Consider the following 26,152-nt stretch of genomic DNA (forward strand, 5'->3'; position numbering starts at 1 on the left):
TAATGTCAGTTTGCGGTTTCGAGGCGGCGCGCTGCACGGCGGGCGCGGCCGGCGACGGGATCGGGTACCGGCACCGCCGCCAGCAGCGACTGGGTATAAGGCATGCGGGGGTTGCCGAAGATTTCGTCGCGCGAACCCTGCTCGACGACCTTGCCCTTGTGCAGCACGACGATCTTTTCGCAGAGATGGCGGACAACCGCCAAGTCGTGCGCAACGAAGACGATGGCGAGGTTCAGCTTCTTCTGCATGTCCTGCAGCAGGTTGATGACCTGCGCCTGCACCGACACGTCGAGGGCCGCCACCGGCTCGTCGCAGACGAGGATGCGCGGGCGGATGACAAGCGCGCGTGCAATGGCGATGCGTTGGCGCTGGCCACCGGAGAAGGAGCGCGTGTAGCGGTCCATGTCGTTGGGGTTGAGGCCGACCATCTCCATCATCTCGGCGACCCGCTTGCGGCGTGCAGCCGCCGTCGGCTCGAGCTTGTGGATCAAAAGTCCCTCGCCGATCAGCTCCTCGACCGTCATGCGCGGGTTGAGGCTGCCATAGGGGTCCTGGAACACCATCTGCACTTCGCGGCGGAAACGCCTGAGCTCCTCGCCCTTGGCATGGATGACGTCGATGCCGTCATATGTGATCGCACCGTCTTCCGGCTTGATCAGCGCCAGCATGCATTTGGCGATCGTCGACTTGCCGGATCCCGATTCACCAACGAGGCCGATGGCCTCGCCGGTGTCGATGTTGAGCGTGACGTCGTGCAGCACCTTGGCCGGCGGGTTGGGGAAGGCATTGTATGACTTGCTGATGCTGTCGATGGACATGAGCATGGTCAGGCGCCCTTTCTGTCATGCTGGTGGCCGTCATGCAGGTGGCAGGCGACGCGCGACAGACCGACCGGCAACAGCACGGGCAGGTCTTTGTCGCAGCGTTCGAAGCGCTGATCGCAGCGCGGATGGAACGGGCAACCGCCCGGCCGCGCCAGTGGTGGCGGCGGCGCACCTGGGATGGCGTAGAGCGTGTTGAGATCCTGGTCGATGCGCGGCACCGCCTTGATCAGCCCTTGTGTGTAGGGATGGCTCGGCTTGGCGAATACGCTCGCGACTTCGCCATCTTCGACGATGCGGCCCGAATACATGACCATCACCCGTTCGGCGAAACCGGCGACGACTCCGAGGTCGTGGGTGATGAACAGCACTGCCAGACCACGGCGCGTCGATACGTCGTCGAGCAGGTCGAGCACCTGGTCCTGCACGCGCACGTCGAGCGCCGTCGTCGGTTCGTCGGCGATCAGCAGCCGCGGCTCGCCGACCAGCGCCATCGCCAGCACGACGCGCTGGCGCATGCCGCCGGAGAACTCGTGCGGATAGGCATCGAGGCGTTGGGCGGCGCGGTCGACGCCGAGCTCGTCGAGCACGGCGAGCGCCCGCTTGCGCGCCTCGGCCTTGCCGATGCCTCGGATGCGCAGCGTCTCGGCGACCTGGTCGCCGATGGTCATCAGCGGATCGAGGAAGCTCATCGGGTCCTGGAAGACCATGGCAATGGAGCTGCCGCGCAGCCTGCCCATGTCACGGTCCGACAGTTTGAGCAGGTCGGTGCCGTCGAAGTCGACCCGGCCGGACAGCCTGGCGAGGCGGTCGAGCCGCATCAACGCGCGTGCCGTCAGCGACTTGCCCGAGCCGGACTCGCCGACCAAGGCGACGCGCTCGCCGACACCGATGCTGAAATCGACGCCATCGACGATGCGGACGCTCGCGCCGCTGCGGCCAAGCGGCATGTCGACTGTCAGCTTGTCGACGGTGACGAGAGGCGGACGAAGCGGGGTAACAGTGGACTGGTCGGGCATGGGGTGCACGGTCCTCATCTCAGTTGCCCCTCAAGGACGGATCGCGACGGACCTGGATGATGTCGCCGAGCAGGCCGAAGGCGATCGAGGTAATGGCAACCGCCGCACCGGGAGCGACGACGGTCCACCAGGCGGTCGAGACATAGCCGCGGGCGGCGGCGATGGTGGCGCCCCATTCGGCGCTCGGCGGCTGGGCGCCGACGCCGATGAAGGACAGGCTCGCCAGCACCAGCACCGTCGTGCCGATGTCGCCGGCCCATTTGACGATCAAGACGTCGAGCGAATTGGGCAGCACATGCTTGGTCATCAGCCGCCACTTCGACACGCCCAGCACCTGGGCGCCGGCGACGAAGGGCTGCTCCATGGTCTGGCGCATGATGCCGCGCAGCATGCGGGCGGTGATCGGCCAGCCCGTTATGGCCATGGCGATGATCGCCGAGCGCAGGCTGGCGCCCATGGCGGCGGCGAAGCCGAGCGCCACGATCATGCCGGGCAGTGCCAAGCCGATGTCGGTGATGCGCATCAGGCCCTCGTCGAGCCAGCGCGGACCGGCGGCAGCGACTGTGGCAAGCGTGACGCCGATCAGCGAATAGAGCGTTACCACCAGGAAGGCCGAGAGCAGGGTCGTCTGGGCACCGACGATGAGGCGCCAGAACACGTCGCGGCCCTGGTCGTCGGTGCCGAACCAGTTGGCCGCACTCGGCGGCATCAGTGAGTTGGCGATGTCGGAATTGTAGATGCTGTCCGGCGCCAGGAACGGACCGAAGACGGCGATCGCCAGCAGCGCGATGACAAGCGTGAAGACGAAGATCTCGAAGGCACTGAAGCCTTCCTTGCGGCGGGCAGTTGCCGGCTGGGCGATGGCGGTCATTGGCCCTGGCTCCCCAGTTGTGCGGCGCGGATGCGCGGGTCGACAAGAAGCTGGAGGATGTCGACGATCAGGTTGACGAGGCAGACGACGGTTCCGATGAACATCACCGACCCCAGCACGGCGAAGGCGTCCTTCTGGGCGACGGCATTGAACATGTAGGCGCCGATGCCCTGGCGGGCGAAGACGGTCTCGACCAGCACTGCCGAGCCGATCATCGCGCCGGCCTGGGTGCCCGAAAGGGTCAGCACCGGATTGAGGCTGTTGGGCAAGGCGTGGCGCACCAACATATGGCGGGCGGTGGCGCCCTTGGCGCGCACGGCCATGATGAAGTCCGAGCGTAGCACGCCGAGCAAGGCGGCCCGCAACGTGCGGAAAATCTGGGTGGCGAACAGCGCCGCCAGCACGGCCGCCGGCAGGATGATGTGGTGCAGCGTATCGAAGAAGCCGGCAAAGTTCCCGGCGATCAGGGCATCGAGGGTCGGCGCACCAGTGACGACCGGCGAGTTCATGCCATAGCCCTGCTGGCCCGAGATCGGCACCACGCGCCAGACGCTGCCCAGCACATATTGCAGCACCAACGCGAGCCAGAAGGCGGGCATGCCGCCGAGCATGACCGCGGTGACGCGGCTGGTCGTGTCGAAGACGCCGCCCTGGCGGTAGGCGGCAATGATGCCGGCCGGGATGGCGACCGCCAGATTGAGCAGCATGGCAATGAAGACGAGCTCCAGCGTGCTCGGCAGCACCTTTTCGAGATCGGCCAAAACAGGCTGGAGGGTAACGATCGACGTACCCAGGTCGCCGCGCAGAAGGCGACCCAGGAAGCTCAGATATTGCATGATGACCGGGGCATCGAGCCCCAGCCTTTCACGCACCGCCTCGATCTGGGCGGCGGAGGCGTCCACGCCGGCGGCCATCTGGGCCTCGTCGCCGGGCATCAGCTTGATCATCAGGAAGACCAGCGAGGCCAATCCCCAAAGGGTCAACAGTGTCAGGCCCAGACGTCGGCCGAGGAACCAGGAATAGGCGCGGAACGCGAGCATCTCAGACCTCGCTTACGGCTTGGCGAGCCGGAAGTCCGCCGGCTCGGCGGGCGTGGCGAGCATGCTGGCCTTGAGGTCTGCAAGCGTGCCGACACGGTAGGCGGCTGGCTTGTAGACACCATACATGTCGACCATCACGGAGTCATTGTCGAGAATGGTCTGGACCTGCTTGTAGATGTCGCAACGCTTGGCGTCGTCGGCGGTGGCAAGGGCCGTGTCGAGCAGCTTGTCGACCTCGGGATTGGCATAGCCGGTACGGTTGGTGCCGATCGCATCCGACTTGTAGCCCTTGACCAGCATGATGCCGGCTTCCGGGAACTGGGCGAAGTCCTCGAGCAGCATCATCTGCGGGATCGAATTCGGATCCTTCAGGCTGGCGAGATAATTCGGGAAGGCGATCGGCTCGAGTTCTAGCTCGACGCCGATCTCGCGCAGGTTGGATTGGAACAGCGTCGCCTCCTGCTTCTGCAGCTCGAACACCGGCTGGAAGTTCATCTTGAGCTTAAGATTGGCCGCGCCTGCTTCGGCGAGCATCGCCTTGGCGGCGTCGAGATCGCGCTTCACCTCTGGCAGTTCAGGACGGCAGTCGAGGCGGGCCGGCAGCGGGCCATTGGCGATCTTGCCGTTGCCGCCACGGATGCCACGCAGACCGCCGGCATAGTCGTAGACCATGCGCAGCGCCTTGCGTACCTTGGGATCGGCGGTCGGACCGACCTTGGTGTTGAACAGCACTTCCGTCTGGTAGCTGGTGTTGATCGGCACGACCTTCAGCGCCGGGTCGGTGGCCATGGCGGCGGCATCGCGGTCGGCAAAGCCGAAGGCGACGTCGATGTTGCCGGCTCGGAGTTCGTCGCGGCGCGTCGAGCTTTCGTCGATGCGGCGGAAGACGATGGATTCGGGGCGGCCGGCTTCGACTGCCCAGTAGCCGGGGAACAGGTCGATCACCACGGCCTGCGACTGGTCGCCCAGCACGTAGGCGCCGGAGCCGGCATCATGCGCTTGGAGCCAACCCTGGCCGTCATCTGCGCCCTTGTTGGCTTCAACCAGTGCCGAATTCAGGATGTAGACCTTGCTAAGCGACGGCAGGAACAGCGTGTTCGGCTTGGACAGGTTTATGGTCAGATGGGTGTCGTCGGTGACGGTGGTCGAATCATAGCCGTCGATCAGCGAGGCGACGCCCGTGCCGAGGCGCTTCAACCGGTCGAGCGTGTAGGCGACGTCCTTGGCAGTCAGCGCCGTGCCGTCATGGAACTTCACATCGGGACGCAGCGTAAACGTGATCGACTTGGCGTCATCGGCATAGGCGTATTCTGTCGCCAGCGAGCCGACGAGCTTGGTGTCGTCGTAAGTCACCAGCGTATCGTAGACGGCGCTGATGATGGTGTTGGTCTGGTTGTAGTCGGCGCGCAATGGGTCGAGCGTGTTGATCTGGCCACCGAGGCCGACAATGATCGTGTGCTCGCGATCCGCGGCAATGGCCGCCGAGCCGCCGAAACCGACCGCCACGGCAAGGGCCGCGCCCCCGACTGTCGCCAGAAACTGTCGCCGGCTGCCTGACAGCGCGGAGAAGGCCGAGAAGAAAGCATGCATGATTGTCGCTCCCATATGCTGAATTAACTCTGCCTTTTCGCAAAGGCGCTCCCATCACTTTTGTATCCGATTTTTTCTCCAGTGGATACATAAATGTTGCGTGATGTGTGCACACGCCAACGGCTTCAGCCTTTGCAGAAAAAATTAAATAAAAACAGTTACTTAAGATGCTCTCCAGAAGACCCCTGCGCCCGCCTCGTGAAAAATGCGTTCCTCGGTGCAGCCGCGACGATGGATCCAACTCGGTATAGATCTGTGATTTTTCATCCGACAAGATGCCGGTTTCGCGAGGAGATTGCTCGCCTTCTGGGCCGAACTGCATCCAATTTTTGGATACAAACTTTACATCTTATATGATACAATGATATCAGGCCGAGCTGAAGACGCTTCGCAAAAGGCGTCCGCGTCCCGACTCTCAAACCATCGTGCTGTTGCGCGAGGGGCGGAAGCAAAGACCGTGATATCAAAGGAATTCGATGCGCCGCCTGCCTCGCCTGCTCGTCATCAACCCCAACACCTCGACCGGCGTCAGCCAGGTCATCGACGCACTCGTGCGCGAAGAGGTGGCGGGCGCCGCAGAGGTGCAGACCGTCACCGCCAGTTTCGGCTTCAGCTACATCTCGACCCGTGTCGCGGTTTCGATCGCCGCACACGCCGTGCTTGACGCAGCCGCCAAGGCCATTGGTGAGGGTGCGAGGCCCGACGCAATCGTACTCGCCTGCTTTGGCGACCCCGGCCGCGAGGCGCTCGCCGAGATGACCAGGCTGCCGGTGATCGGATTTGCCGAAGCCGGCCTGCTGGCCGCAGCGGCTATGCCGGGAACCTCGCTCGTTTCGACCAACGGCACGGTCTGGTGCGAAATGCTCGGCGAACTGGTGCTGAAACTCGGCCTCGGCGACAGGATAGCCGGTATCCGGTCCATCGAGTCTGTGGCCGACGATGCACGATCCATCGCCAGCTTCCTGGCGATGGAAGCCAAGGCACTCGGGGCTGAACGTGTCGTCTTGGGCGGCGCCGGGCTGATCCCTGTTTTGGCCGAGGTCATCGCGGCTGCGGAAGTGCCGGTTCTCGACCCTCACCGCATCGCCATCGGCAAGGCGCTACGCCTGGCGGCAGACCCACAGCCGGCTGCGGCGGATGCACCCGCGCCTGCGACCGAAACCTTCGGCCTGTCGCCCTTCCTGAAGCAGGCACTGGGCCAGCCAGCACCCCAACTGCAGCGCCGGAGCGGCGGGAGCTGAGCGACTGCCGATCAGACGAAAATCAGCTCATTTTCAAATCGTATTCAAAAGTCCTTACGATTGCGCGCAATAGTTTTCGCTATTGTATTAGAAAACATGTGCTAGAGTGGCCGCAATGTAAACAAGGCGCCTGCGCTGACTTGCAGCGGAGGGAATTCGGCTTGCAGCGGAGGGAATTCGGCGGCAATGGCACGCCCGCTGCGTCGTACGACACCGGCTAATATAAAACGAATAACGAAGCAAGGCTTGCATTCCTCTTGTCTTCCGCCGTGCGCCGATGCATCTGAGACGTAGCATTGTTGCGCGCTGCCTGTACAACTCTGGCTGGTGAGGGAATGGCGAAAGCTGCGAATACTGATCTCGACGAGAAAGCCGGATCGAAGATCGATGCGATCTATCAAGCTCTGTTCAGGGCCATTCTGGCGCGTGAACTGACACCCGGCACAAAGCTCAGCGAAGAATCGATCGGCGCGCTGTTTTCTGTCAGCCGCACCATCGTGCGCGCCGCGCTCAACCGCCTGCACACCGAATCACTGGTCGAGTTCCGGCAGAATCGCGGCGCCTTCGTTGCCAGCACGACACCCGACGAGGCGCGCCAGGTGTTCGAGGCGCGCAATGCCATCGAACGCGAGATCTTTTCCAAGCTGGCGACCGTCGTCACTGACAAGCAGATCGCAATGCTGGAACAGCATCTGGAAAAGGAACACAGCATCCGCCACGCCGGCGACCATACGGCGGCGATCGTCGCCTCCGGCGAGTTTCATCTGCTCGCCGCACAGATGGCCGGCAACGAGGTGCTCGCCGGTTTCCTCAAATCGCTGATCTCGCGGACGTCGCTGATCCTCGCCCAGCACAGCACACATCAGGAAACCGACTGCAGCGTCGACGAACATGTGGCGATTCTGCAGGCGCTAAAGGCCCGCGATCCCAAGGCCAGCGCCGACGCGATCATCGAGCATCTGCAGCAGGTGTTCGAGCAGGCCAATATCGGCCAGACCAAGCGCACCAAGCGCAACCTCAGCGAAATCCTGTCGCGTTACGCCTGAGGCAAATCGGCATTCTCGACGCGTCGCTCGAAACCCGCTTGCGGGTCACGAGCGACGTGTTCGCCATAGATCCTTAGGCCGAGAACCGTGCCTCGACCTGGATCTCCGCCAGCCGCTCGACCTCGCCATAGGTGACGGCCAGTTCGGTGTCGCGGTCCGTCTCGATCCGCGCGCCCAGCGAAGCCAGTAGGGATGCGGTGGTGTAGTTGCGCACGACAAAGATGGCGCCGAAGCCAAATTTTTCCTCATAGGCGCCGAGCAGTTCCAGCAGCAACTGCTGCTGGCCGGCGGTCATGGCGTCGAGGCTGTTCGCGTCCTTTTCGTCGGCGACGATGCTTGCCGCCTTGATACGCGGGTCGAGCGGCGTGTACTCCTTCAGCACCTCGAACTTCTCGGCCTCGCTGGCAGCACGAAACTGCGTGCGCAGCGCAAAGAACAGGCCAAAGGGGCTGTCGTTGACCGGAGCCAGTTCGCCGTCGAAGGCGCGTTCGGCGAGCAGTTCACCGCCGCGGAAGCACTGGCCGAAGGACTCGACAAAACCTGCCTTGTCCATCTGCGACGGCACCAGCTTCGGCTTCACATAGGGATGTTCCTTTGCCCAATGCCGGGCGATGTCGATGCGGCGGGCGATCCAGACCTTGTCGTGGCTCTGTACATGTTCGATGAAGCGCTTGAGCGCCGCGATGCGGCCGGCCCGGCCGACGAGGCGACAATGCAGGCCGATGGAGAACATCTTCGGCCGCCCGGCTGCACCTTCGGCATAAAGATAGTCGAAAGTGTCCTTGAGATAGGCGAAGAACTGGTCGCCCGAATTGAAGCCGTTCGGCGTGCCGAAGCGCATGTCATTGGCTTCGAGCGTGTAGGGGATGATCAGTTGCGCGCGGCTCTGGTGCTCGCGCCAGTAGGGTAGGTCGTCGTCATAGGTATCGGAGACATAGGCGAAGCCGCCCTCCTCGGAGACCAGGTCAACGGTGTTGACCGAGCAGCGGCCGGTGTACCAGCCGGTGGGGCGCTCGCCGGTGGCCAGCGCGTGCAGGCGGATCGCTTCCTTTATCTGGGCACGCTCCTCATCGGCCGGCATGTCCTTGTGCTCGACCCATTTGTAGCCATGGCTGGCGATTTCCCAATCGGCCTGCTGCATGGCGCGCAACTGTTCAGGTGCGCGCATCAGCGCGGTTGCGACGCCATAGACAGTGACCGGCACGTCGAGGTCGGTGAACAGGCGATGCAGCCGCCAGAATCCGGCGCGGGCGCCATATTCGTAGACCGACTCCATGTTCCAGTGGCGCTGGCCCGGCCACTGCGCAGCACCCGGGATTTCCGACAGGAAGGCCTCGCTCGCGGCATCGCCATGCAGGATGTTGTTTTCGCCGCCTTCCTCGTAGTTGAGCACGAACTGCACGGCGACATTGGCGCCGCCTGGCCAGTTGGCATGGGGCGGGTTCTCGCCGTAGCCGCGCATGTCGCGTGGGTATCGCATGAAGGCCTCCTCGGATGCGCGGTCGCTTCCCGCGCGAATGACTGTGTGTTGACGTCCGACGTCGCGGCATAAGCCCGGCGCCTCATATTCGGTTCACTGTGAAAATCGTATCCAATAATTCGGCGAAAGGACTATGGCAGGCATCTACGCAACGCCTGTGTCAGCCGCGCGACAGGCGCCGCCTGGTCCCACGGCACCTGGCGCGTTCCAAACTTCGCTGCCATCGCCAGCACCGAGGCAAATTCTTCGACGGCAACCGGCGGCTGGTTCTTGAGCCAGTGCCGGTCGAACACCGGCATAGCGAACTGGCCGGCATGCATCTCGATCCAGACTTTCGCGTCGGGCAGCAACGGCCTGATACCATTCCAGTCGACAAAACCTTCGCCGAGCGGTGCCAGGAAACGGCGGATACCGTTCTCCTGGAAGCGCATGACGGCATCGTCGACATAAAGCTGAGTGGCATATGGCGCAACACGCCGGGCCGCCGCGACAGGATCTTCCAGCCGGCAGAGCACGTTGACCGGGTCGAAGGCCACACCGAGCACATCGGCCCCGATCCTTTCGACCAGCGCCACAATCTCTGATGTTGCTATTTCCTCATGCGTTTTGAGCAGCAGCTTCGAGCCATTCCGGCGCAGGGCCGGAGCGCAGCGGCAAAGCAGCTCAGCTACGCCGTCGAGCTGGGCCTGCCAGCTCACATCGGCCTCGAAGCGATCCTCGATCATGCCGATGATGAAGAACATGTCGCGGATGTCGATGCCGGCGGCGAGCTCGACCAGTCTCTCGATACCTGCCTGCATGTCGCCGCCACCGGCGTCGACGATTGGCTGGCTGCGGGCGGGCAGCGCCTGATTGACGATGCCGAGCATCGACGAGATTTCCAGGCCCAAGCGGTTCGCCTCGGCGCGGGCGGCGGCCAATTCTGCCGGATCGAGCGTCGGGCTGACGTCGAAGAGTGAGTTGAACAGCAGCCCCTGCAGCCCCAGCTTCGCGGCGGCCTGCAGCGCCTCGACAGCAGTGAGGTTCCTACCGCCCGGCAATGAACTCTTGATGATGCCGATCATACTGACGCCTCGCCGGAAAAATGGTGCGCAGCAGCCATCTGGGCGCGTCGGACAGCGGCCAGCCTGGCAGCCCAAGCACTTGGATACTATCCTGTATCAAAAAATCCTTGTCAATGGATACAATCGCTGTCATCAGCATCAAACGGAGTTGCCGCGCCTCGCGCGTATCGAAGGAGCCATCCCATGACCCAGACCTATGAAAGCGTCGCCGGCCTTTCAGTCCACCCGGCGCTGCGCGCCTTCGTCGAGCAGGAGGTGCTGCCCGGCGCCCGGCTTGAACCAGCCGCTTTCTGGAGCGGGCTTGCGGAGATCATTCGCGACCTCGCGCCCCGGCATCACGAACTGCTCGCCATTCGCGACGAACTGCAGGCGAAGATCGATGCCTGGCATCTGGAGCACAAGGGCAAGCAGCACGACGCCACAGCCTACGAGCAATTCCTGCGCGACATCGGCTATCTGGTGCCGGCACCTGCCGCCGACGCCTACCAGGTGGCGACCAAGAACGTCGACGCCGAGATCGGTACCATCGCCGGCCCCCAGCTGGTGGTGCCGCTGTCCAATTCCCGCTACGCGCTGAATGCAGCCAATGCGCGCTGGGGTTCGCTCTATGACGCGCTTTACGGCACCGATGCCATTCCCGCGACCGGTGGCGCCGAAAAGGGCAAGGCGTTCAACCCGGCCCGCGCCAGGCTGGTCATCGCCCGCGTGCGCGAATTCCTCGATCAGGTCGTGCCGCTGGCTACCGGCCGCCACGCCGACGCTGTTGGCTACATCGTCGAGCGCGGCAAGCTGCAGGCGACCTTGGCCGACGGCAGGAAGATCGGGCTTCGTTCGCCCAGCCAGTTCGCCGGCTTCACCGGCCCGCGCCATGAGCCGAGAAGCGTGCTCCTGGTCAATAACGGCCTGCATTTGGAGCTGGTGCTCGACCGCGAGCATCAGGTCGGCGCGCTCGACGCCGCCGGCATCTCAGACGTGGTCATCGAGGCGGCGATCTCGATCATCATGGATCTCGAGGATGCGGTTTCATCAGTCGACGCCGAAGACAAGATTGTCGTCTACCGCAACTGGCAGCGCTTGATGGACGGCAGCCTGAGCTCGGAATTTGTCCGGGACGGCAAGACTGTCACCCGCAAGCTTGTCGAAGACCGGGTCTTCACCGCACCCGGCGGCGGCACGCTTGTGCTGCATGGCCGTTCGACAATGCTGGTGCGCAATGTCGGCCACCACATGTTCACCGACGCCGTGCTCGACGCGGCCGGCAAGCCGGTGCCCGAGGCAATCCTCGACGCGGCGATCACCGTTGCCAGTGCGGCACAAGACATCCGCGGCGAAAATGCCGTACGCAACAGCCGCACCGGTTCGGTCTATGTCGTGAAGCCGAAAATGCACGGCCCCGACGAGGTCGGCCTCTCCGACCTGTTGTTCAAGCGCATCGAGGAGCTCGTCGGCCTGCCCAAATACACGATGAAGATCGGCGTCATGGACGAGGAGCGCCGCACATCAGTCAACCTCGCCGCCTGCATGTCCAAGGTGCGCGACCGCACGGTGTTCATCAACACCGGCTTCCTCGACCGCACCGGCGACGAGATTCACACCTCGATGGAAGCCGGCCCGATGATGCGCAAGGCCGAGATGGCAAGCGCCACCTGGCTGAAGGCCTATGAGGCGAACAATGTCGATGTCGGCATTGCCCGCAACCTTCCCGGCCGCGCCCAGATCGGCAAGGGCATGTGGGCGGCCCCCGACCAGATGGCTGGCCTGCTCGACAAGAAGATCGCCCATCCGCTGGCCGGTGCCAGCACCGCCTGGGTGCCGACACCGACGGCAGCCGTGCTGCATGCCATGCATTATCACCTCGTCGACGTCGCAGCCGTCCAGGACGAACTGCGCGGCAAGGAGCACGCCTCGCTGACCGACGTTTTGACCATTCCGCTAGCGACCCGCAGCTACAGCGCAGACGAGATCAAGGCAGAGCTCGAAAACAACCTGCAGGGCTTGCTCGGTTATGTCGTGCGTTGGGTTGGCCAGGGCGTTGGCGTGTCGACCGTGCCCGACCTCGACGATGTCAGGCTGATGGAAGACCGCGCCACCTTGCGCATCTCCTCCCAGCACGTCGCCAACTGGCTGCGCCACGGCATCGTCGGCGAAACGGAGGTGCGCGAAACGATGCGGCGCATGGCAGCCGTCGTCGACCGACAGAATGCCGAAACTGAAGGCTACGCCCCGTTGGCGCCAAACTTCGACAGCCCGGCGTTCAAGGCGGCCGAAGACCTGGTGTTCACAGGACGCACGCAGCCGAGCGGCTACACCGAGCATGTGCTCCATATCAGGCGTCGCGAGACCAAGGCGCTGTCAGCCTGAGGCTCGCAAGACCAGATCGACTGGCCCTGCTTGTCGGGGCCTTTCTTTTTGGCCAATCGAACATCGGTTGCACCGACCGCCCGGCTGAGGGAATGTCGGCCGAAAGCAAATCGGCCGGAGGTGCATCATGGGCGCAGGCATCCATCACATCACGCTCATCACCCGCAAGGTGCAGGCCAATGTCGACTTCTATGTCGGTTTCCTCGGGCTCCGGCTGGTCAAGCAGACCGGCGGTTATGAAGACGCGACCCAGCTTCACCTGTTCTATGGCGATGGCGCAGCCCAGCCGGGAACGTTGATCACCTTCCTCGTCTGGGAGGACGGCGCGCCAGGGCGCATCGGCCACGGCCAGGCGAGCGAGATATCGCTCGCCATCGATCCGGCCAGCATAGGGTTCTGGCTGACGCGGGCGCTGTCGCATCACATCGAGATTTCGGGCCCGATGGAAGAGATGGGCGAGCCGACGCTCAGGCTGAAAGACCCCGACGGAGTGATCGTCAAGTTGGTCGGGGTGGCAGGCTTCCCGGCCCCGGTGGATTGGGACGGTTCGAGCGTTCCGGTCGAGCACGCCATCCGCCGCATCCGCGGCGCCACCATCATGACCGAGGTGCCCGAGCTGACCGAAAGTTTCATTGCCAAGCATTTTGGCTATCGGCCCCAGACGAGCACCGAGTTCATCCGCCGGCTGATTTCCGACTCCGGCGACGTTGTCGATATCCGCGACGCCAAGGGTTTCTGGTCGAGCGCGCCGGGTACCGGCACCATCGACCACATAGCCTTCCGTGCCCAAGACGTCGCCGAGGTCGAACGGGTGCATGGCGAATTGGGCTCCAGCAATTCCTCGATCACCAACGTGCATGACCGCAAGTATTTCTACTCGCTCTATGTGCGCGAACCGGGCGGCACGCTGATCGAGCTGGCGACCGATGCGCCCGGAATGGCGGTGGACGAAGCCCTGGACGAACTCGGCACGCATCTGTTCGTGCCGCCCGACCGCGCCGACAAGATCGATGAGCTGAAGACGATGCTGCCGCAATTCGCCTGGCCGGGCGAGGAGCGCGTCATCTATCGCGAACTGCCTTTCGTGCACCGCTTCTATACGCCCGAAAATGCAGATGGCACGACGATCGTGCTGCTGCACGGCTCGGGCGGCAACGAGACCAGCCTTCTCCCCTTCGCCGCCAAGGCCGCGCCGAATGCCACCCTGCTGGCACTGCGTGGCCGCGCCACCGACGAAGGCGCACCACGCTGGTTTCGCCGCTTCTCGGCCAACAAATTCGACCAGGCCGACATCAGGTCGGAGGCCAAGGCGCTGGTCGCCTTCGTGGAGGGAGCCATCGAGGCTTACCGGCTCGATCCGGCAAAGCTAGTGTTTCTTGGGCACTCCAACGGCGCCAACATGCTGGCTGCCGCCATGCTGTTGCATCCTGGCGCCATCAGGCGGGCGGCGCTGCTGCGCGCAGCGATGGTGCTGGAACAACCGCCGGCGGCCGACCTGTCGGATACCGAGGTGCTGTCGATCGCGGGCGACGTCGACGTGTTCAGCAGCTTCGGCCCCGAACTCGCCGACCTGCTGCGCGACGCCGGCGCCGAGGTCGATGCCCGCACCATATCCTCAGGCCACGCTTTCGAGGCGGCCGATATCGAGATCGTCAGAGACTGGCTGGCCGCTCGCAATCTCTAACGGCGCGCCTTGCCGGGTCATACCAGAGGCTTGAGCCTGGCCTCGATCGACGCCCGCCTGTCCTCGAGGAACGGCGGCAGCGACAAGCGTTCGCCGAGCGTCTCCATCGGCTCATCGACGGCGAAACCCGGGCCGTCGGTAGCGATCTCGAACAGCACGCCGGCGGGCTCGCGGAAATAGAGCGAACGGAAATAGTAACGCTCGACCTCGCCACTCGACGGCAGCCGAAACTCCTGCAGCCGCGCTGTCCATTCGTGGATCTGCTCGACGTCTGGTGTGCGGAAGGCGACGTGATGGACGCCGCCTGCACCTTGCATCGCCGGATTGAGTTTTGGCTGGACGGTGACGTGCAACTCGGCCGCAGGCCCGCCCTCACCCATTTCGTAGGTATGGACATGGCCTTCGCCATCGGGCGAGGGAAAATCGAGCAGCTTGCGCAGATTCATCACCCTGGTCAGCACCAGCTCGGTGTTGGCGAGGTCGGGCACGCTGATGGTGATCGGCCCGAGGCCCCTGATCTGGTGCTCTGATGGAATTGTACTTGCCGACCACTCGTTGGCCGGTCCCTTGCCGCCGTCGTCGACCAGCCGCAGGCGCTGACCCTCGGGATCTTCGAAGTCGACCGACTTGTAGCCGCCAATGTCCGTTGTCTCCGAGGCGTCGATGCCCTTGGCTGCAAGGTGCTCGCGCCACCAGTCGAGCGACGTTTCGCCGGCGACGCGCAGGCCGGTGCGGCAGATGCTGTGGGTGCCGCGCTTCTCACGCCCCACCGGCCAGTCGAAGAAGGTCAGGTCCGAGCCCGGGCTTGCCTTTCCGTCGGCATAAAACAGGTGGTAGGCGCTGGTGTCGTCCTGGTTGACCGTCTTCTTGACCAGCCGCATGCCCAGCGTCCCTGTGTAGAAACCCAGGTTACCAGGCGCATCCGCAGTAATGGCGGTGAGGTGGTGAATGCCCGTCAGTTGCAGCGTCATCAGAGCCTCCTGTTACCGGGAAGCCTAGAGATAGCGCCTTTGGGCCGTGGCGGCCACGCTCAATATTGCTCGCGCGGCAGGTGCACGACGAGGCCGTCGAGGGCGGCTGACATCTTGAGTTGGCAGGTAAGCCGGCTCCGCTCCGTCGGGTTCATCAGGCATTCGATCATGCCCTGCTCGGAATCGTCTGCTGCAGGCAGCTTTTCGGTCCAGCTCTCGTCGACATAGCAGTGGCAGGTGCCGCAGGCGCAGGAACCGCCGCATTCGGCGAGGATCTGGTCGATGCCGTTGGCAACGGCCACCGACATGACGCTCTGGCCTTCATTGGCCGTGAGTTCGGTTGCCAGACCGTCGGCGTCGACGAAGGTTACGCGATACATGTTGTTCTCCTGGATCAGGCCGGGGTCAGCGTCAGGCGCAGCGCCTTGGGGCCACGCACGGACAGGCCGGGCTTGTATTGGGGCTCGGCTTCGGCGAGCGAAATCGACTTCAGTCGCTTGATCAGCGTGGTGAAGATCACCTCCATGTCGAGGCGCGCCAGATGGTTGCCGAGGCAGAAATGGGCGCCGCCGCCGAAAGCGAGGTGACGGTTGGGGTTGCGCCCGACATCGAAGCTGTCGGCGTCTTCGCCGAAGGCTGCCGGGTCGCGGTTGGCGGCGCCATAGAGCAGGCCGAATTTGGTGCCGCGCGGGAACGCCTTGCCGCCGACCATGCAGTCGGTGGTCGAGTAACGGTGGAAGAAGGGCAGCGGCGATTCGAAGCGGAACATCTCCTGGATCGCCGTGTGGATCAGGCCCGGATCCTGCCGCAGACGCTCCATCTGGTCGGGAAAGCGCAGCAGCGCATGCATGCCGGAGGCGAGCACGTCGATGGTCGAGCCGTGGCCGGCCATCAGGATCAGCATGCACGTCGAGACCAGCTCGTCTTCATTGAGGAGACCGGCATCCTGCGCCGCCATTAGCCGGGTGAGCAGGTCTTCCTGCGGTGCGGTGCGGCGCTCGGCCATCAACTTGAGCAGGTAATGGTAGAATTCGGTCGTCGCCTGCTCGGCCAATGCCTTGCGCTCGTCGGAGCGATTGATGTCAAAGAACTGGACAACCCGTTCCGACCAGACGCGCAGCTGCGGGCAATCCTCATCAGGCACGCCAAGCACGCGGCCGATAATGTGGCCCGGCACCTGGGCGGCGAGGTCTTCGACGAAATCGATCTCGCCCTTGCCGATCAGGCCGTCCACCAACTTGTCGACGAAACTCTGGATCATGCCACGCTGCCGGGCGATGAAAACAGGCGTGAACTCGCGGAACACCTGCTTGCGCAGCCGGTCGTGAACGTCGCCGTCGCTGTCGAGCATGGAGAACTGCACGAAGCGCTGATGGTGTGGCATGTCGAGCCAGTTCTGCCGGCGCTTCTGCTCAGTGATCTCTTCTTCGGACATGAAGAATTCGGGCGAACGCACCATCGAGTTGTCGCGGGCGATGCCGGCGACGTCGTCGAAGCCGGCGACCAGCCACATGTCGAAGTCAGGGAAGAACTGCGGCTCACCCTTGTCGCGCAGCGCCGCATAGGCCGGATAGGGGTTCTGGGCGAAGGCGCGCGACAGCGGCTCGAATGCCGTGCCTGATACGCTTGCCTTTGGGGTAGCGGTCGCCATCTTGTCGCTCCAACTGGATTGCCGCCACGATGCGGCAGCTGTCGTCATAGGCTAGCGCCAACGGCGCCGATATGAATGCACCCCAGTCGCGCCTTGATGGATAAAACTCGCATCGTCGGCGACATGCCATTACAACGCTGGCAACGGACGAGCTTACCGGCCTGCGCAAAAATGACCAAAGACCACCGCGACGAGATCCTGTTCCACACACCTGGGCGGCACGCCGAGGCCTATCCCTACAAGATCCTGGTCGCCGGGCGCACGCACTTCACCGAAAACGACGGGCTGGTGACGCGGCGCTTCCACCACCACACGCTGATCCTGACCATCTCAGGCCGCGGCCTGATCGAGATCGCCGGTCAGCGCTTCGCCGCCGGAGCCGGAAGCGTCGTCTGGCTCGATACGGCGATGCAATATGCCCATGGCTGCCACGCCGAGGCCGACCATTGGCACTATTTCTGGATGAGTATCGACGGCCACGGCCTCGACGCGGTGTTCGCCTTCCTGCGTGTCGGCCAGTCGCCGGTCTTTTCGGGATCTGTCACCGCCGAGCCGCTGTTCGAGCAGGCGATCGGCACGCTCGGCCATCGCAGCCAGACCACCGACGCGCTGTCGAGCGCCATTGTCGGCCAGCTGATCGCGCTGCTGGTCGCCGAACGCGGCGAGCAGGAGGAAGACAGCAGCGAGCGCATCCAGCGGCTGATGCGGGCGCTGAGGGCCGACATCGCCCGCAACTGGCAAATCGAGGACATGGCGGACATTTCCAGCCTCAGCGCCTCACAGCTGCACCGCCAGTTCCGCCAGAAGACCGGCACCACGCCGATGGACTGGATGCGCCACGAACGCATGAACTTCGCCAAGCGGCTTTTGACCTCCTCCGATGCCAAGATCTCGGCGGTGGCCTTGAGCTCAGGCTATGCCGATCCCTATCATTTCAGCCGCGACTTCCACCGCATTTCAGGCCAGTCGCCGAGCGAGTTTCGACGCGCACGCGGGCAGTGACGCATCCGCAACCCTGGCCCATGTCCTGCCCGTCGACATGCCAGATGGTTTCGGGCAGGCTGCGGTCAATCCAAACCAGCAAGATGAGCACGCCGCATGACATCGAAGCCAGCCGTCTACGAATTCAACGCGGCGATCGTGCGCGAGCCGGCGCGCTCGGTGGTCAACGGCCTGCGCGCCGACGATCGTGGCAACCCGACCTATGATGGCGTCAAGGCGGAGCACGCGGCCTACATCACAGCCATGCAGGCGGCGGGCGTCGAGGTCACGGTGCTGCCGGCGCTGGATAACTTCCCCGACTCGATCTTCGTCGAGGACCCCGCACTGGTTTTCCCTGAGGGTGCGATCCTGCTCCGGCCCGGCGCCGAGACCCGAGTCGGGGAAACCGCAGAAATCGCCCCGACACTGAAGGCGATGTTCAGCACCGTGCTCGACCTGCCGTCATCAGGCTTCGCCGACGGTGGCGACGTGCTGACCACACCCAAAAGCGTGATGATCGGGCTGTCGGCCCGCACCGACCGCGCCGGTGCCGAAGGCCTCGTCGCCAGCCTCGACCGCCTCGGACGCAAGGGCGAGATCGTGCAGACCCCGGAAGGCGTGTTGCATTTCAAAACCGACTGCTCGCTGCTCGACGAAGAGACGATGCTGACCACCGAAAGGCTCGGCCGTTCTGGCGTGTTCGATGGCTTCCGGCAAGTCACCATCCCGGCAGGTGAGGAGCCAGCCGCCAACGCGCTGCGTGTCAACGGCGTGGTGATGGTGGGTTCCGACTATCCACGCACCATCGAGATGCTCGACCGGCTCGGCTACAATGTGGTGCCGCTCAAGACGACCGAGATCGGCAAGATCGACGCCGGCCTATCCTGCATGTCGCTGCGCTGGCATCGGCCAGCCAGCTAAGCGGAGCTTTTGGCGTTGCAGTCGCACGCCGTGACGCTGGGCGATCGTTTTATATATGCACAGACATGCATCACACGTATCGGTCAAGGAAGATCGCTACTCGTTCGGCTGCTTAATCTTTCGACCCTTTGATCCACCCCGCAGCGATTGACAGATCCATGCATTTTCATGAATATGCATTTTCATAGATATGCAGCTCGACGCCCGGCAAGCCTGGCGGCCCTGAGGGGCGTCGAGCCATGGTGGCAGCGGTCTTGCCACGCCTGGGAGGGTCGACATGGCGGAACGGTCTTTTGCGCGGGAGGTCGAAGACCTCAAGCTCGGTGAGGGCGATCTCTTTCGCGGCGAGGGCATCCTCGCCATCACCAAGGCGCTGCTGCAGTCCGGCGTCTCTTATGTCGGCGGCTACCAAGGTTCGCCGATCTCGCATCTGATGGACGTTCTCGCCGATGCCAAGCCGGTGCTCGACGAGCTCGGCGTGCATTTCGAGTCTTCCGCTTCCGAAGCCGCTGCGGCCGCCATGCTGTCCGCCTCGGTGATGTACCCGCTGCGTGGCGCGGTGACCTGGAAATCGACCGCCGGCACCAATGTGGCCTGCGATGCGCTGACCAACCTGGCGTCGAGCGGCGTCAAGGGCGGCGCGCTGATCATCCTCGGCGAGGACTATGGCGAGGGCTCGTCGATCCCGCAGGAACGCAGCCATGCCTTCGCTATGAAGTCGCAGATGTGGCTGCTCGACCCGCGCCCCAATCTCGAATCGATCGTCAAATCGGTCGAAGACGGTTTCGAGCTGTCGGAAGCGTCCAACACGCCCGTGATGATGCAGGTGCGCATCCGCGCCTGCCACGTGCATGGCCAGTTCGTCGCCAAGGACAACAAGCGTCCCGAATTCACGATCAAGGAGGCGATGGAGAATCCGGTGCGCGATCTCGACCGCATCGTGCTGCCGCCGGTGTCGATCACCGTGCATGACCGCGAGAAGATCGAGAAACGCTGGCCGGCGGCCATCGATTTCATCAAGAGCCGCAAGTTGAACGAATGGTTCGGCCCCGACGCGGGTGATGTCGGCATCATCCTGCAAGGCGGCATGTACAATTCGGTGATGCGGGCGCTGCAACTGCTGGGGCTCGCCGATGCCTACGGCAACACAGCAATCCCGCTCTATGTGCTCAACGTCACCTATCCGCTGATCGACGACGAGGTGTCGGCATTCTGCGCCGGCAAGCGCGCCGTGCTGATGGTAGAGGAAGGGCACCCCGACTATCTCGAGCAGGCGGTGAACTCGATCCTGCGCCGGCGCGACATCAACACCAGGCTCGCCGGCAAGGGTGTGCTGCCGATCCGCGGCGACTATACGGCGGCCGTGCTGATGAACGGCATCCAGGCGTTTCTCGAGGAGCATGCCGTAGCCCTTCTCGGCAACCGCCCGCCGTTGCCCAGCGCCGATGCGGTGCTTGCCGATCCGAAGGTCAAGGCGCTTAACGCCGTCGTGCCCGCGCGCCCCGCTGGCTTCTGCACCGGCTGTCCGGAACGGCCGATCTTCGCCGCCATGAAGCTCGTCGAGCAGGAGCTCGGCGAACACCACGTCTCGGCCGACATCGGCTGCCACCTGTTTTCAATCCTGCCGCCGTTCAACATCGGCGGCTCCACCATGGGTTACGGCCTCGGCCCGGCCTCTGCCTCGGCCTTCAATGTCGACGCCGGCAAGCGCGCCATCTCGGTGATGGGCGATGGCGGCTTCTGGCACAACGGGCTCACCACCTCGGTCGGCAACGCCGTCTACAACAAGCATGACGGCGTCATCATGGTCGTCGACAACTACTATTCGTCGGCGACCGGCGGGCAGGACATATTGTCGTCACGCGCCGACAATCCGGAGCGCTCGACCAACAACTCGATCGTCAAGGCGGTAAAGGGCATCGGCGCCAAATGGGTGCGCCAGATCGACCGCACCTATGATGTGGCGAAGATGCGCGACACGCTGAAGGAGGCGCTGACCTCGAAGGAGGAAGGGCCGAAGATCATCGTCGCCTCCTCTGAATGCATGCTCAACCGTCAGCGGCGCGAGAAGCCGCTATTTTCCAAGGCTGTCAAGTCGGGCCAGCGCATGGTGCGCGAACGCTTCGGCGTCGACGAGGACACCTGCACCGGCGATCATGCCTGCATCCGCCTGTCAGGCTGTCCGTCGCTGTCGCTCAAGCATACCGACGACCCGCTGCGCGACGATCCGGTGGTGGCGATCGACAACACTTGCGTCGGCTGTGGCAATTGCGGCGAGGTCTCGGAGGCGGCAGTGCTGTGCCCGTCCTTCTATCGCGCCGACATCATCTACAACCCCACCCGGCGCGACCGTTTCGCAGCCAGACTGCGCAACGCCGTCATCGGCTTCCTGCAGCGCCGCCGCGAAGCCAGGCGCGTGGTCTTCGGATGAACGACATGAGCAGTCCGATGACCACCATAGCCGCCGACGACAAGCCGATCTCGATTGCCATCCTCGCCATGGGCGGGCAAGGCGGCGGCGTGCTCGCCGACTGGGTGGTGGCGCTCGCCGAGGCCGAGGGATGGGTCGCCCAGTCGACCTCGGTGCCAGGTGTTGCCCAGCGCACCGGTGCCACGATCTATTATGTCGAGATGCTCAAGCCGAAGGACGGCCAGATGCCGGTGCTGTCACTGATGCCGACGCCCGGCGACGTCGATGTCGTGCTGGCAGCCGAATTCATGGAAGCCGGCCGCTCGATGCTGCGTGGACTGGTCACGCCGGACAAGACGACGCTGATCGCCTCGACGCATCGATCCTATGCGGTCGGCGAAAAGGAAGTGCCGGGCGACGGCACCGGCGATCCGCTCGCCGTCGCCGATGCTTTCGGCGTCGCGGCCAGGAAGACTATTGTCTTCGACATGCAGACGCTGGCCGAAAAGAATGGCAGCGTCATCTCGTCGGCGATGTTCGGCGCCTTGGCCGGCGCCAATGTCCTGCCGTTCACGCGCCAGGCCTTCGAGGCTGCGGTGCGCGCCGGCGGCAAGGGCGTCGAGGCCAGCCTGCGTGCCTTTGGCGCCGCATTCGACAGAGCCCGCGACGGCACGCCTGACAAACTGGCCAGGAAGCCTGAAAAGCTGCTGCCGGACGCACCTTTGTCGGTCGGGCATCCAAAGCTCGACCGGCTGCTCGACCGCATCCATTCCGAGTTCCCGCCAGTGCTGGCGCCGATGCTTTATGCTGGCGCGAAGAAGCTCGTCGACTTCCAGGACCCGCGTTATGCCGAGGAGTATCTCGACACCGCGTCGCGCCTGCTCACGCTTGACCGAAACGCCGGCGGCGAAACGAGGAACTTCGGCTTCAGCCAGGAGATCGCCAAATATCTCGCCATCGCCATGGCCTATGACGATGTCGTGCGGGTCGCCGACCTCAAGACGCGCGCGACGCGGTTCGAACGCGTCCGCAAGGAGATCGGCGCTACCGGCGAGCAACTGGTCTACACCACCGAATACATGCACCCGCGCGCCGAGGAGGTTGTCGGCACGATGCCGGCGTCCCTCGGCCAGTTCATCGAGAACCGCCCGGCGCTGCTCAAGTTGCTGGAGCGCCTGTTCAGCAAGGGCCGGCGCGTGCGCACCGGTACCGTCGGCTGGTTTTTGGCCCTCTATGCGCTCTCCAGCCTGAAGCCGATACGCCGCACCATGCTGCGCCACAAGCGCGAGATGGCGCATATCGCAAGCTGGCTGGAAATGGCGTCATCCCTGCTGCCCGCCAATTATGAGCTGGCGTCAGCGGTGGTCGGCAGCCGTCGGCTGGTGAAGGGCTATTCCGACACCCACAGCCGCGGCCAGGGCAAGTTCGACAAGGTGCTGTCGGCAGTGCCCCTGCTCAAGGGGCGTGAGGATGGCGGAACCTGGCTCAAGCGCCTCGTTCAGGCGGCGTTGCAGGACGAGGCCGGCAAGTCGCTCGACGGCGCATTGGCGACGGTCCGCAGCTTCGCCTGACGCGCTCGCGCCGTAGCTTAAGTCTCGGCGTCGGCCTTTCCGTCGCCGTTCTTGACCGTTGCGTCACCGCCGCCGCCGATCCGGTCGATGTTGCGCAGGACCTTGTGCAGCGTGACGATGAAAGCGTCGTATTCGTCGGGCTCGATGCCCTCGAACAGCTGCGAGAAGATGCCGAACAGCACCGGCCAGAACTGCTGGAACACGTCGCGGCCAGCGTCGGTGATGTGCACTTCGCGCACGCGCATGTCGTCAGCGCGCGACTGGCGGCGGACAAAGCCCTGCTCCTCCAGCGCGTCGAGCGTACGGCTCATCGTCGATTGTTCGACAACCGCGAGGAATGACAGCTCGTTGACGGTAAGCCCGGGCGAGATGGTCAAGAGCGCGATCGCCCGCATCTTCGGCGTGGTCAGGTCGAGCGGGCGCAGCCGTTCCTGCAGGTTGGCGTTGTAGCTTGCCGACAGGCGGTTGATGAGGTGCGGGGCAAAGCGGTTGAGCCCGATTTCGCCGAGGCTGGGCAGACGGTTGCCATCTCCAGCTTCCCTGAACGACCCGGTGAAGTATTTCGTGACCATTGCTACCCGTTCGGCTCGATGGAGTTCGACGCTGTCCGGATTGCCATGAAGCCGATTATCCGGCAACCGTCCAGAGCGTCTCACCTGGCATCAAATGAAAAGGCCGGGCGCCACAAGGCAACCCGGCCCTACGCCTCGAGATGGCTGGTACCCATCCATCTCGAGGCGACAGCGGCGGTGGGAGCCGCCGCAGTCCCCACTGAGGCTCGATCAGGCGCGTGGCGCGAGCGCGAAGGCGCGCACCGGACTGCCAGTGCCGCCGACAATCTTGAGCGGCGCCACGACCAGAACGGCACCGGTGGCCGGCAGCTTGTCGAGGTTGCACAGGCTGGCGAGGCCGTAGCTGCCGACTTCGAGCAGCAAGCTGTGCGCGGGGAACGGCGGATCCATCGCCACCGCGCTGCCGGCATCGGTGCCGACGCATTCGTTGCCGAAACCGAGCACGCCGCGCTCGACCAGCAGACGAACGCAGTCGACGCTCGGCCCGGGCGTATGCGGGCCATTGTCGTCTGCGTTCAGGAAGGCCTCGGTCGAGGTGTTGCGCGGATACCAGTCCGAGCGCATCAGCACCCAGGCGCCACGCGGAATTTGACCGTGCACCGCCTCCCAGGCCTTTACGCCATCGGCGGTCAGCAGGAAGTCCGGATTACCGGCGACCTCCTTCGAACAGTCGATAACGACGCAAGGTGCTACGAATGACTGCGGCGACACGGTGTCGGTGGTGCCCTGGGCGACATCCTTGCCGGAGATCCAGTGCACCGGGGCATCGAAATGGGTGCCGGTGTGCTCGCCGAGCTCCATCCAGCCCCAGGCCCACCAAGGACCGTTGGCATCATAGCGCGAGATCTCGTGCATCTTGAACTTCGGCGTGTTCTTGGCGAAGTCCGGCGGCAGGTACAGGACCGGCGTATCTGGCCCCAGCGGTGCGGTCAGGTCGACGATCTGGACCGCGCCCGTGGCGATTGCCGACGCGAAATCCGCCAGCGTCTGGTTGGCTGTCATCTTGGCTCTCCTCCTCTTTGCCCGGTCCGGAAGGCCAGGTTTGTTTCAGCCTAATCAAGTCATATGCATTTGCAAATATTATTTTTGCCTGGATGCCAACAAGGCTGGCATCCTTCAAGCTCGAATATCCCCGCATGCATGGTTTCGGCGCGGTTTGACTGACCAAGGGGCAGCTGTCGAGATGCCAGCGGGCCTGATCTTGGCCCCGGCAGGCCGCTGCATCGTGCCTGCTTTCGCCTTCAGGGCAGGTGAAAATTTTCCGAGCCGGCACAAATTCGACAAAAATCCGAAAGTCGGACGCTTCGCTTTTCTCCTGCGTTAGGCGGCTACGAAAGACGCTGCTAAATAAATCAAACATCTGATTACAATCACGTATTTCGGCATTTCCTCCGCCGCTGCGGTCTCAACTCCGCGTCTTCCGGCCTCGCTTTACAACCACAAAATTTTGTGCGCTTATGATCAAATGATGGAAGTGAGGAACGTTTCCGCGACGGCTTGACCAACGGGCACCAAGGCCTGAGACGAGCACGCGGCTGCCATCATCCAAACAAGGGGAACGGACTGATGAACAAAACCAAGGGCCTGATGCTGGCCAGCCTGCTTGCAGCCACCGCATTTTCCACCACCTCGGCAATGGCCCAGGACGCCGCTTGCCCGGTCAAGATCGGCGGCGTGCTGTCGCTGACGGGATCGATGGGTGCGGTGGGCAAGGCCATCGGCAACAGCGCACAGCTCGCCATCGCCAACATCAACGAAGGCGGCGGCGTCAAGGGCTGCCAGGTCGAGTTCGTGCTGCGCGACGATCAGGGCCAGCCCAATGTCGGCGTCGACGCCGCCAAATATCTCGTCGATGTCGAGGGCGTGAAGGCACTGTCGGCGAGCATCGGCAGCGGCGTCACCATCCCGATCCTGACCTCGGTATCGGCTCCGTCGCAGATCCCCCAGATCGCCTGCTGCTCGTCAGCCCCGGTGCTGACGACGATGGCGCAGGAAGGCAAGACCGGCGGCTTTTTCTTTCGCACCTTCCCGGTGGTCAAGAACCTCTCCTACCTGCCGGCCAAGATCGCGGCCGACCGCGGCCTCAAGCGCATCGCGATGATCTATGTGAACACCGACTACGGCGCGAGCCTGGTCAAGGATTTCACCAAGGCGACCGAGAAGTTCGGCGGCGAAGTGGTCAAGGCTGTCGCCTTCAACGAAAACCAGGCGTCTTATCGCGCCGAAGTTTCGGCGGCGCTGGCCGAGAAGCCCGATGCGATGTTCATCGTCGCCTTCCCACAGGACGGCGCCACCATCGCCCGCGAATGGATCTCGCTCGGCGGCACGCAGCAGCTGATCCTCAACAACGCGCTGCGCAGCCCCGACTTCGTCAAGGCGGTCGGCGCCAAGTACCTGACCAAGGCGTTCGGCACTGACAACACCTCGACCCAGAGCGCCACGCTCGACGAGTTCAAGGCGGCGTTCAAGGCGGCTTACAACATCAGCGCCGACGGCCCTGGCATTTCCAACGAATATGATGCCGTAACGATCCTCGGCCTTGCCATGAACATCGCGCCCGACCTGTCCGGCCCTGCGATCCGCGATGCGATCCGCAAGACCCAGACGCCTGGCGGCGAGGTCATCGGCACCGGCCCGGCAGAGTTCAAGAAGGCACTGGAGCTGGTCAAGGCCGGCAAGCCGATCAAGTATGTCGGCGCGCTCGGTCCAATCGAGTTCGACGTCAACGGCGACATCAGCGGCCCCGCGCTGACCTGGCACATCGAGGGCGAGGAACTGGTCATCGACAAGACCATCAGCGCCGAGGATATGGCGAAGCTGCTGGCGGAAATCGACGGCTAAGGCAGCAGCAACAGGTA

21 protein-coding genes are annotated in these 26,152 nt (G+C 63.8%); 9 read left to right on the top strand and 12 right to left on the bottom strand.

What is annotated here, in order from left to right; all coding sequences use genetic code 11:
• Positions 1 to 5: 5 nt before the first annotated feature.
• The 5 genes from IG197_RS13795 to IG197_RS13815 are packed head-to-tail and all read right to left on the bottom strand — an operon-like array spanning position 6 to position 5,341.
• On the bottom strand, positions 6 to 824 hold the full coding sequence (locus IG197_RS13795) for an ATP-binding cassette domain-containing protein (protein ID WP_192319495.1): 819 nt from the start codon (positions 822 to 824) through the stop codon (positions 6 to 8).
• A 2-nt stretch (positions 825 to 826) separates the two neighbouring features.
• Positions 827 to 1,858 (bottom strand): ABC transporter ATP-binding protein, encoded by a 1,032-nt coding sequence (locus tag IG197_RS13800; protein WP_246765378.1) that lies wholly within the window; start codon positions 1,856 to 1,858, stop codon positions 827 to 829.
• A 1-nt stretch (position 1,859) separates the two neighbouring features.
• Positions 1,860 to 2,711, bottom strand: a complete 852-nt coding sequence (locus IG197_RS13805; RefSeq protein ID WP_192319499.1) for an ABC transporter permease — start codon at positions 2,709 to 2,711, stop codon at positions 1,860 to 1,862.
• Positions 2,708 to 3,751, bottom strand: coding sequence for an ABC transporter permease (locus IG197_RS13810; RefSeq protein WP_192319501.1), 1,044 nt, complete (start codon positions 3,749 to 3,751; stop codon positions 2,708 to 2,710). Before IG197_RS13810 ends, IG197_RS13805 begins: the two co-directional genes overlap by 4 nt.
• Before the next feature lie 12 nt (positions 3,752 to 3,763).
• Positions 3,764 to 5,341 (bottom strand): ABC transporter substrate-binding protein, encoded by a 1,578-nt coding sequence (locus tag IG197_RS13815; protein ID WP_192319503.1) that lies wholly within the window; start codon positions 5,339 to 5,341, stop codon positions 3,764 to 3,766.
• Between the two features lie 476 nt (positions 5,342 to 5,817).
• Between IG197_RS13815 and IG197_RS13820 the strand changes: the two genes are divergently transcribed.
• Positions 5,818 to 6,582 (top strand): aspartate/glutamate racemase family protein, encoded by a 765-nt coding sequence (locus IG197_RS13820; RefSeq protein WP_192319505.1) that lies wholly within the window; start codon positions 5,818 to 5,820, stop codon positions 6,580 to 6,582.
• A 335-nt stretch (positions 6,583 to 6,917) separates the two neighbouring features.
• Positions 6,918 to 7,628 (top strand): GntR family transcriptional regulator, encoded by a 711-nt coding sequence (locus tag IG197_RS13825; RefSeq protein WP_192319507.1) that lies wholly within the window; start codon positions 6,918 to 6,920, stop codon positions 7,626 to 7,628.
• A 73-nt stretch (positions 7,629 to 7,701) separates the two neighbouring features.
• Here IG197_RS13825 and puuE read toward each other — a convergent pair whose 3' ends face one another.
• Together puuE and IG197_RS13835 are read right to left on the bottom strand one after the other, a co-directional pair.
• Positions 7,702 to 9,108: an allantoinase PuuE gene (puuE, locus tag IG197_RS13830; protein ID WP_192319509.1), complete on the bottom strand. Its 1,407-nt coding sequence runs from the start codon at positions 9,106 to 9,108 to the stop codon at positions 7,702 to 7,704.
• A 131-nt stretch (positions 9,109 to 9,239) separates the two neighbouring features.
• Entirely contained in the window at positions 9,240 to 10,172 is a 933-nt protein-coding gene (locus tag IG197_RS13835) for a sugar phosphate isomerase/epimerase (protein ID WP_192312608.1), read from the bottom strand.
• Positions 10,173 to 10,355: 183 nt separating this feature from the next.
• Between IG197_RS13835 and IG197_RS13840 the strand changes: the two genes are divergently transcribed.
• Positions 10,356 to 12,533, top strand: a complete 2,178-nt coding sequence (locus tag IG197_RS13840) for a malate synthase G (protein WP_192312610.1) — start codon at positions 10,356 to 10,358, stop codon at positions 12,531 to 12,533.
• Positions 12,534 to 12,660: 127 nt separating this feature from the next.
• Positions 12,661 to 14,217, top strand: a complete 1,557-nt coding sequence (locus tag IG197_RS13845) for a VOC family protein (protein ID WP_192312612.1) — start codon at positions 12,661 to 12,663, stop codon at positions 14,215 to 14,217.
• Between the two features lie 17 nt (positions 14,218 to 14,234).
• Here the strand turns inward: IG197_RS13845 and IG197_RS13850 are convergent, their stop codons facing one another.
• The 3 genes from IG197_RS13850 to IG197_RS13860 are packed head-to-tail and all read right to left on the bottom strand — an operon-like array spanning position 14,235 to position 16,839.
• Positions 14,235 to 15,188 carry a ring-cleaving dioxygenase gene (locus IG197_RS13850; RefSeq protein WP_192312614.1) on the bottom strand — a complete coding sequence of 318 codons (954 nt, stop codon included), beginning with the start codon at positions 15,186 to 15,188 and terminating at the stop codon, positions 14,235 to 14,237.
• 59 nt (positions 15,189 to 15,247) lie between these two features.
• Positions 15,248 to 15,568 carry a 2Fe-2S iron-sulfur cluster-binding protein gene (locus IG197_RS13855; RefSeq protein ID WP_192312616.1) on the bottom strand — a complete coding sequence of 107 codons (321 nt, stop codon included), beginning with the start codon at positions 15,566 to 15,568 and terminating at the stop codon, positions 15,248 to 15,250.
• A 14-nt stretch (positions 15,569 to 15,582) separates the two neighbouring features.
• Positions 15,583 to 16,839, bottom strand: coding sequence for a cytochrome P450 (locus IG197_RS13860; RefSeq protein ID WP_192312620.1), 1,257 nt, complete (start codon positions 16,837 to 16,839; stop codon positions 15,583 to 15,585).
• A 171-nt stretch (positions 16,840 to 17,010) separates the two neighbouring features.
• Between IG197_RS13860 and IG197_RS13865 the strand changes: the two genes are divergently transcribed.
• The 4 genes from IG197_RS13865 (at position 17,011) to IG197_RS13880 (ending at position 22,722) form a co-directional block, all read left to right on the top strand.
• Complete coding sequence (locus tag IG197_RS13865; protein ID WP_192312623.1) at positions 17,011 to 17,841, top strand: AraC family transcriptional regulator; 831 nt, start codon at positions 17,011 to 17,013, stop codon at positions 17,839 to 17,841.
• Positions 17,842 to 17,937: 96 nt separating this feature from the next.
• Positions 17,938 to 18,741 (top strand): dimethylarginine dimethylaminohydrolase family protein, encoded by an 804-nt coding sequence (locus tag IG197_RS13870; RefSeq protein WP_192312626.1) that lies wholly within the window; start codon positions 17,938 to 17,940, stop codon positions 18,739 to 18,741.
• A gap of 277 nt (positions 18,742 to 19,018) precedes the next feature.
• The gene (locus IG197_RS13875) at positions 19,019 to 21,172 is read left to right on the top strand and encodes an indolepyruvate ferredoxin oxidoreductase subunit alpha (RefSeq protein ID WP_192312629.1); all 2,154 of its coding nucleotides are present in this window, start codon (positions 19,019 to 19,021) and stop codon (positions 21,170 to 21,172) included.
• A complete protein-coding gene (locus IG197_RS13880) occupies positions 21,169 to 22,722 on the top strand; it encodes an indolepyruvate oxidoreductase subunit beta family protein (RefSeq protein WP_067955522.1) in 1,554 nt (517 codons plus the stop codon). Before IG197_RS13875 ends, IG197_RS13880 begins: the two co-directional genes overlap by 4 nt.
• Positions 22,723 to 22,739: 17 nt before the next feature.
• Here the strand turns inward: IG197_RS13880 and IG197_RS13885 are convergent, their stop codons facing one another.
• Together IG197_RS13885 and IG197_RS13890 are read right to left on the bottom strand one after the other, a co-directional pair.
• Positions 22,740 to 23,294 carry a MarR family winged helix-turn-helix transcriptional regulator gene (locus IG197_RS13885; RefSeq protein WP_154385213.1) on the bottom strand — a complete coding sequence of 185 codons (555 nt, stop codon included), beginning with the start codon at positions 23,292 to 23,294 and terminating at the stop codon, positions 22,740 to 22,742.
• A gap of 210 nt (positions 23,295 to 23,504) precedes the next feature.
• Complete coding sequence (locus tag IG197_RS13890) at positions 23,505 to 24,296, bottom strand: cyclase family protein (RefSeq protein WP_067955525.1); 792 nt, start codon at positions 24,294 to 24,296, stop codon at positions 23,505 to 23,507.
• Positions 24,297 to 24,860: 564 nt separating this feature from the next.
• Between IG197_RS13890 and IG197_RS13895 the strand changes: the two genes are divergently transcribed.
• Positions 24,861 to 26,135 carry an ABC transporter substrate-binding protein gene (locus IG197_RS13895; RefSeq protein ID WP_067955527.1) on the top strand — a complete coding sequence of 425 codons (1,275 nt, stop codon included), beginning with the start codon at positions 24,861 to 24,863 and terminating at the stop codon, positions 26,133 to 26,135.
• The last annotated feature ends 17 nt before the right edge of the window (positions 26,136 to 26,152 follow it).

The organism is Aminobacter sp. SR38, assembly GCF_014843375.1.
GTDB lineage: Bacteria > Pseudomonadota > Alphaproteobacteria > Rhizobiales > Rhizobiaceae > Aminobacter > Aminobacter ciceronei.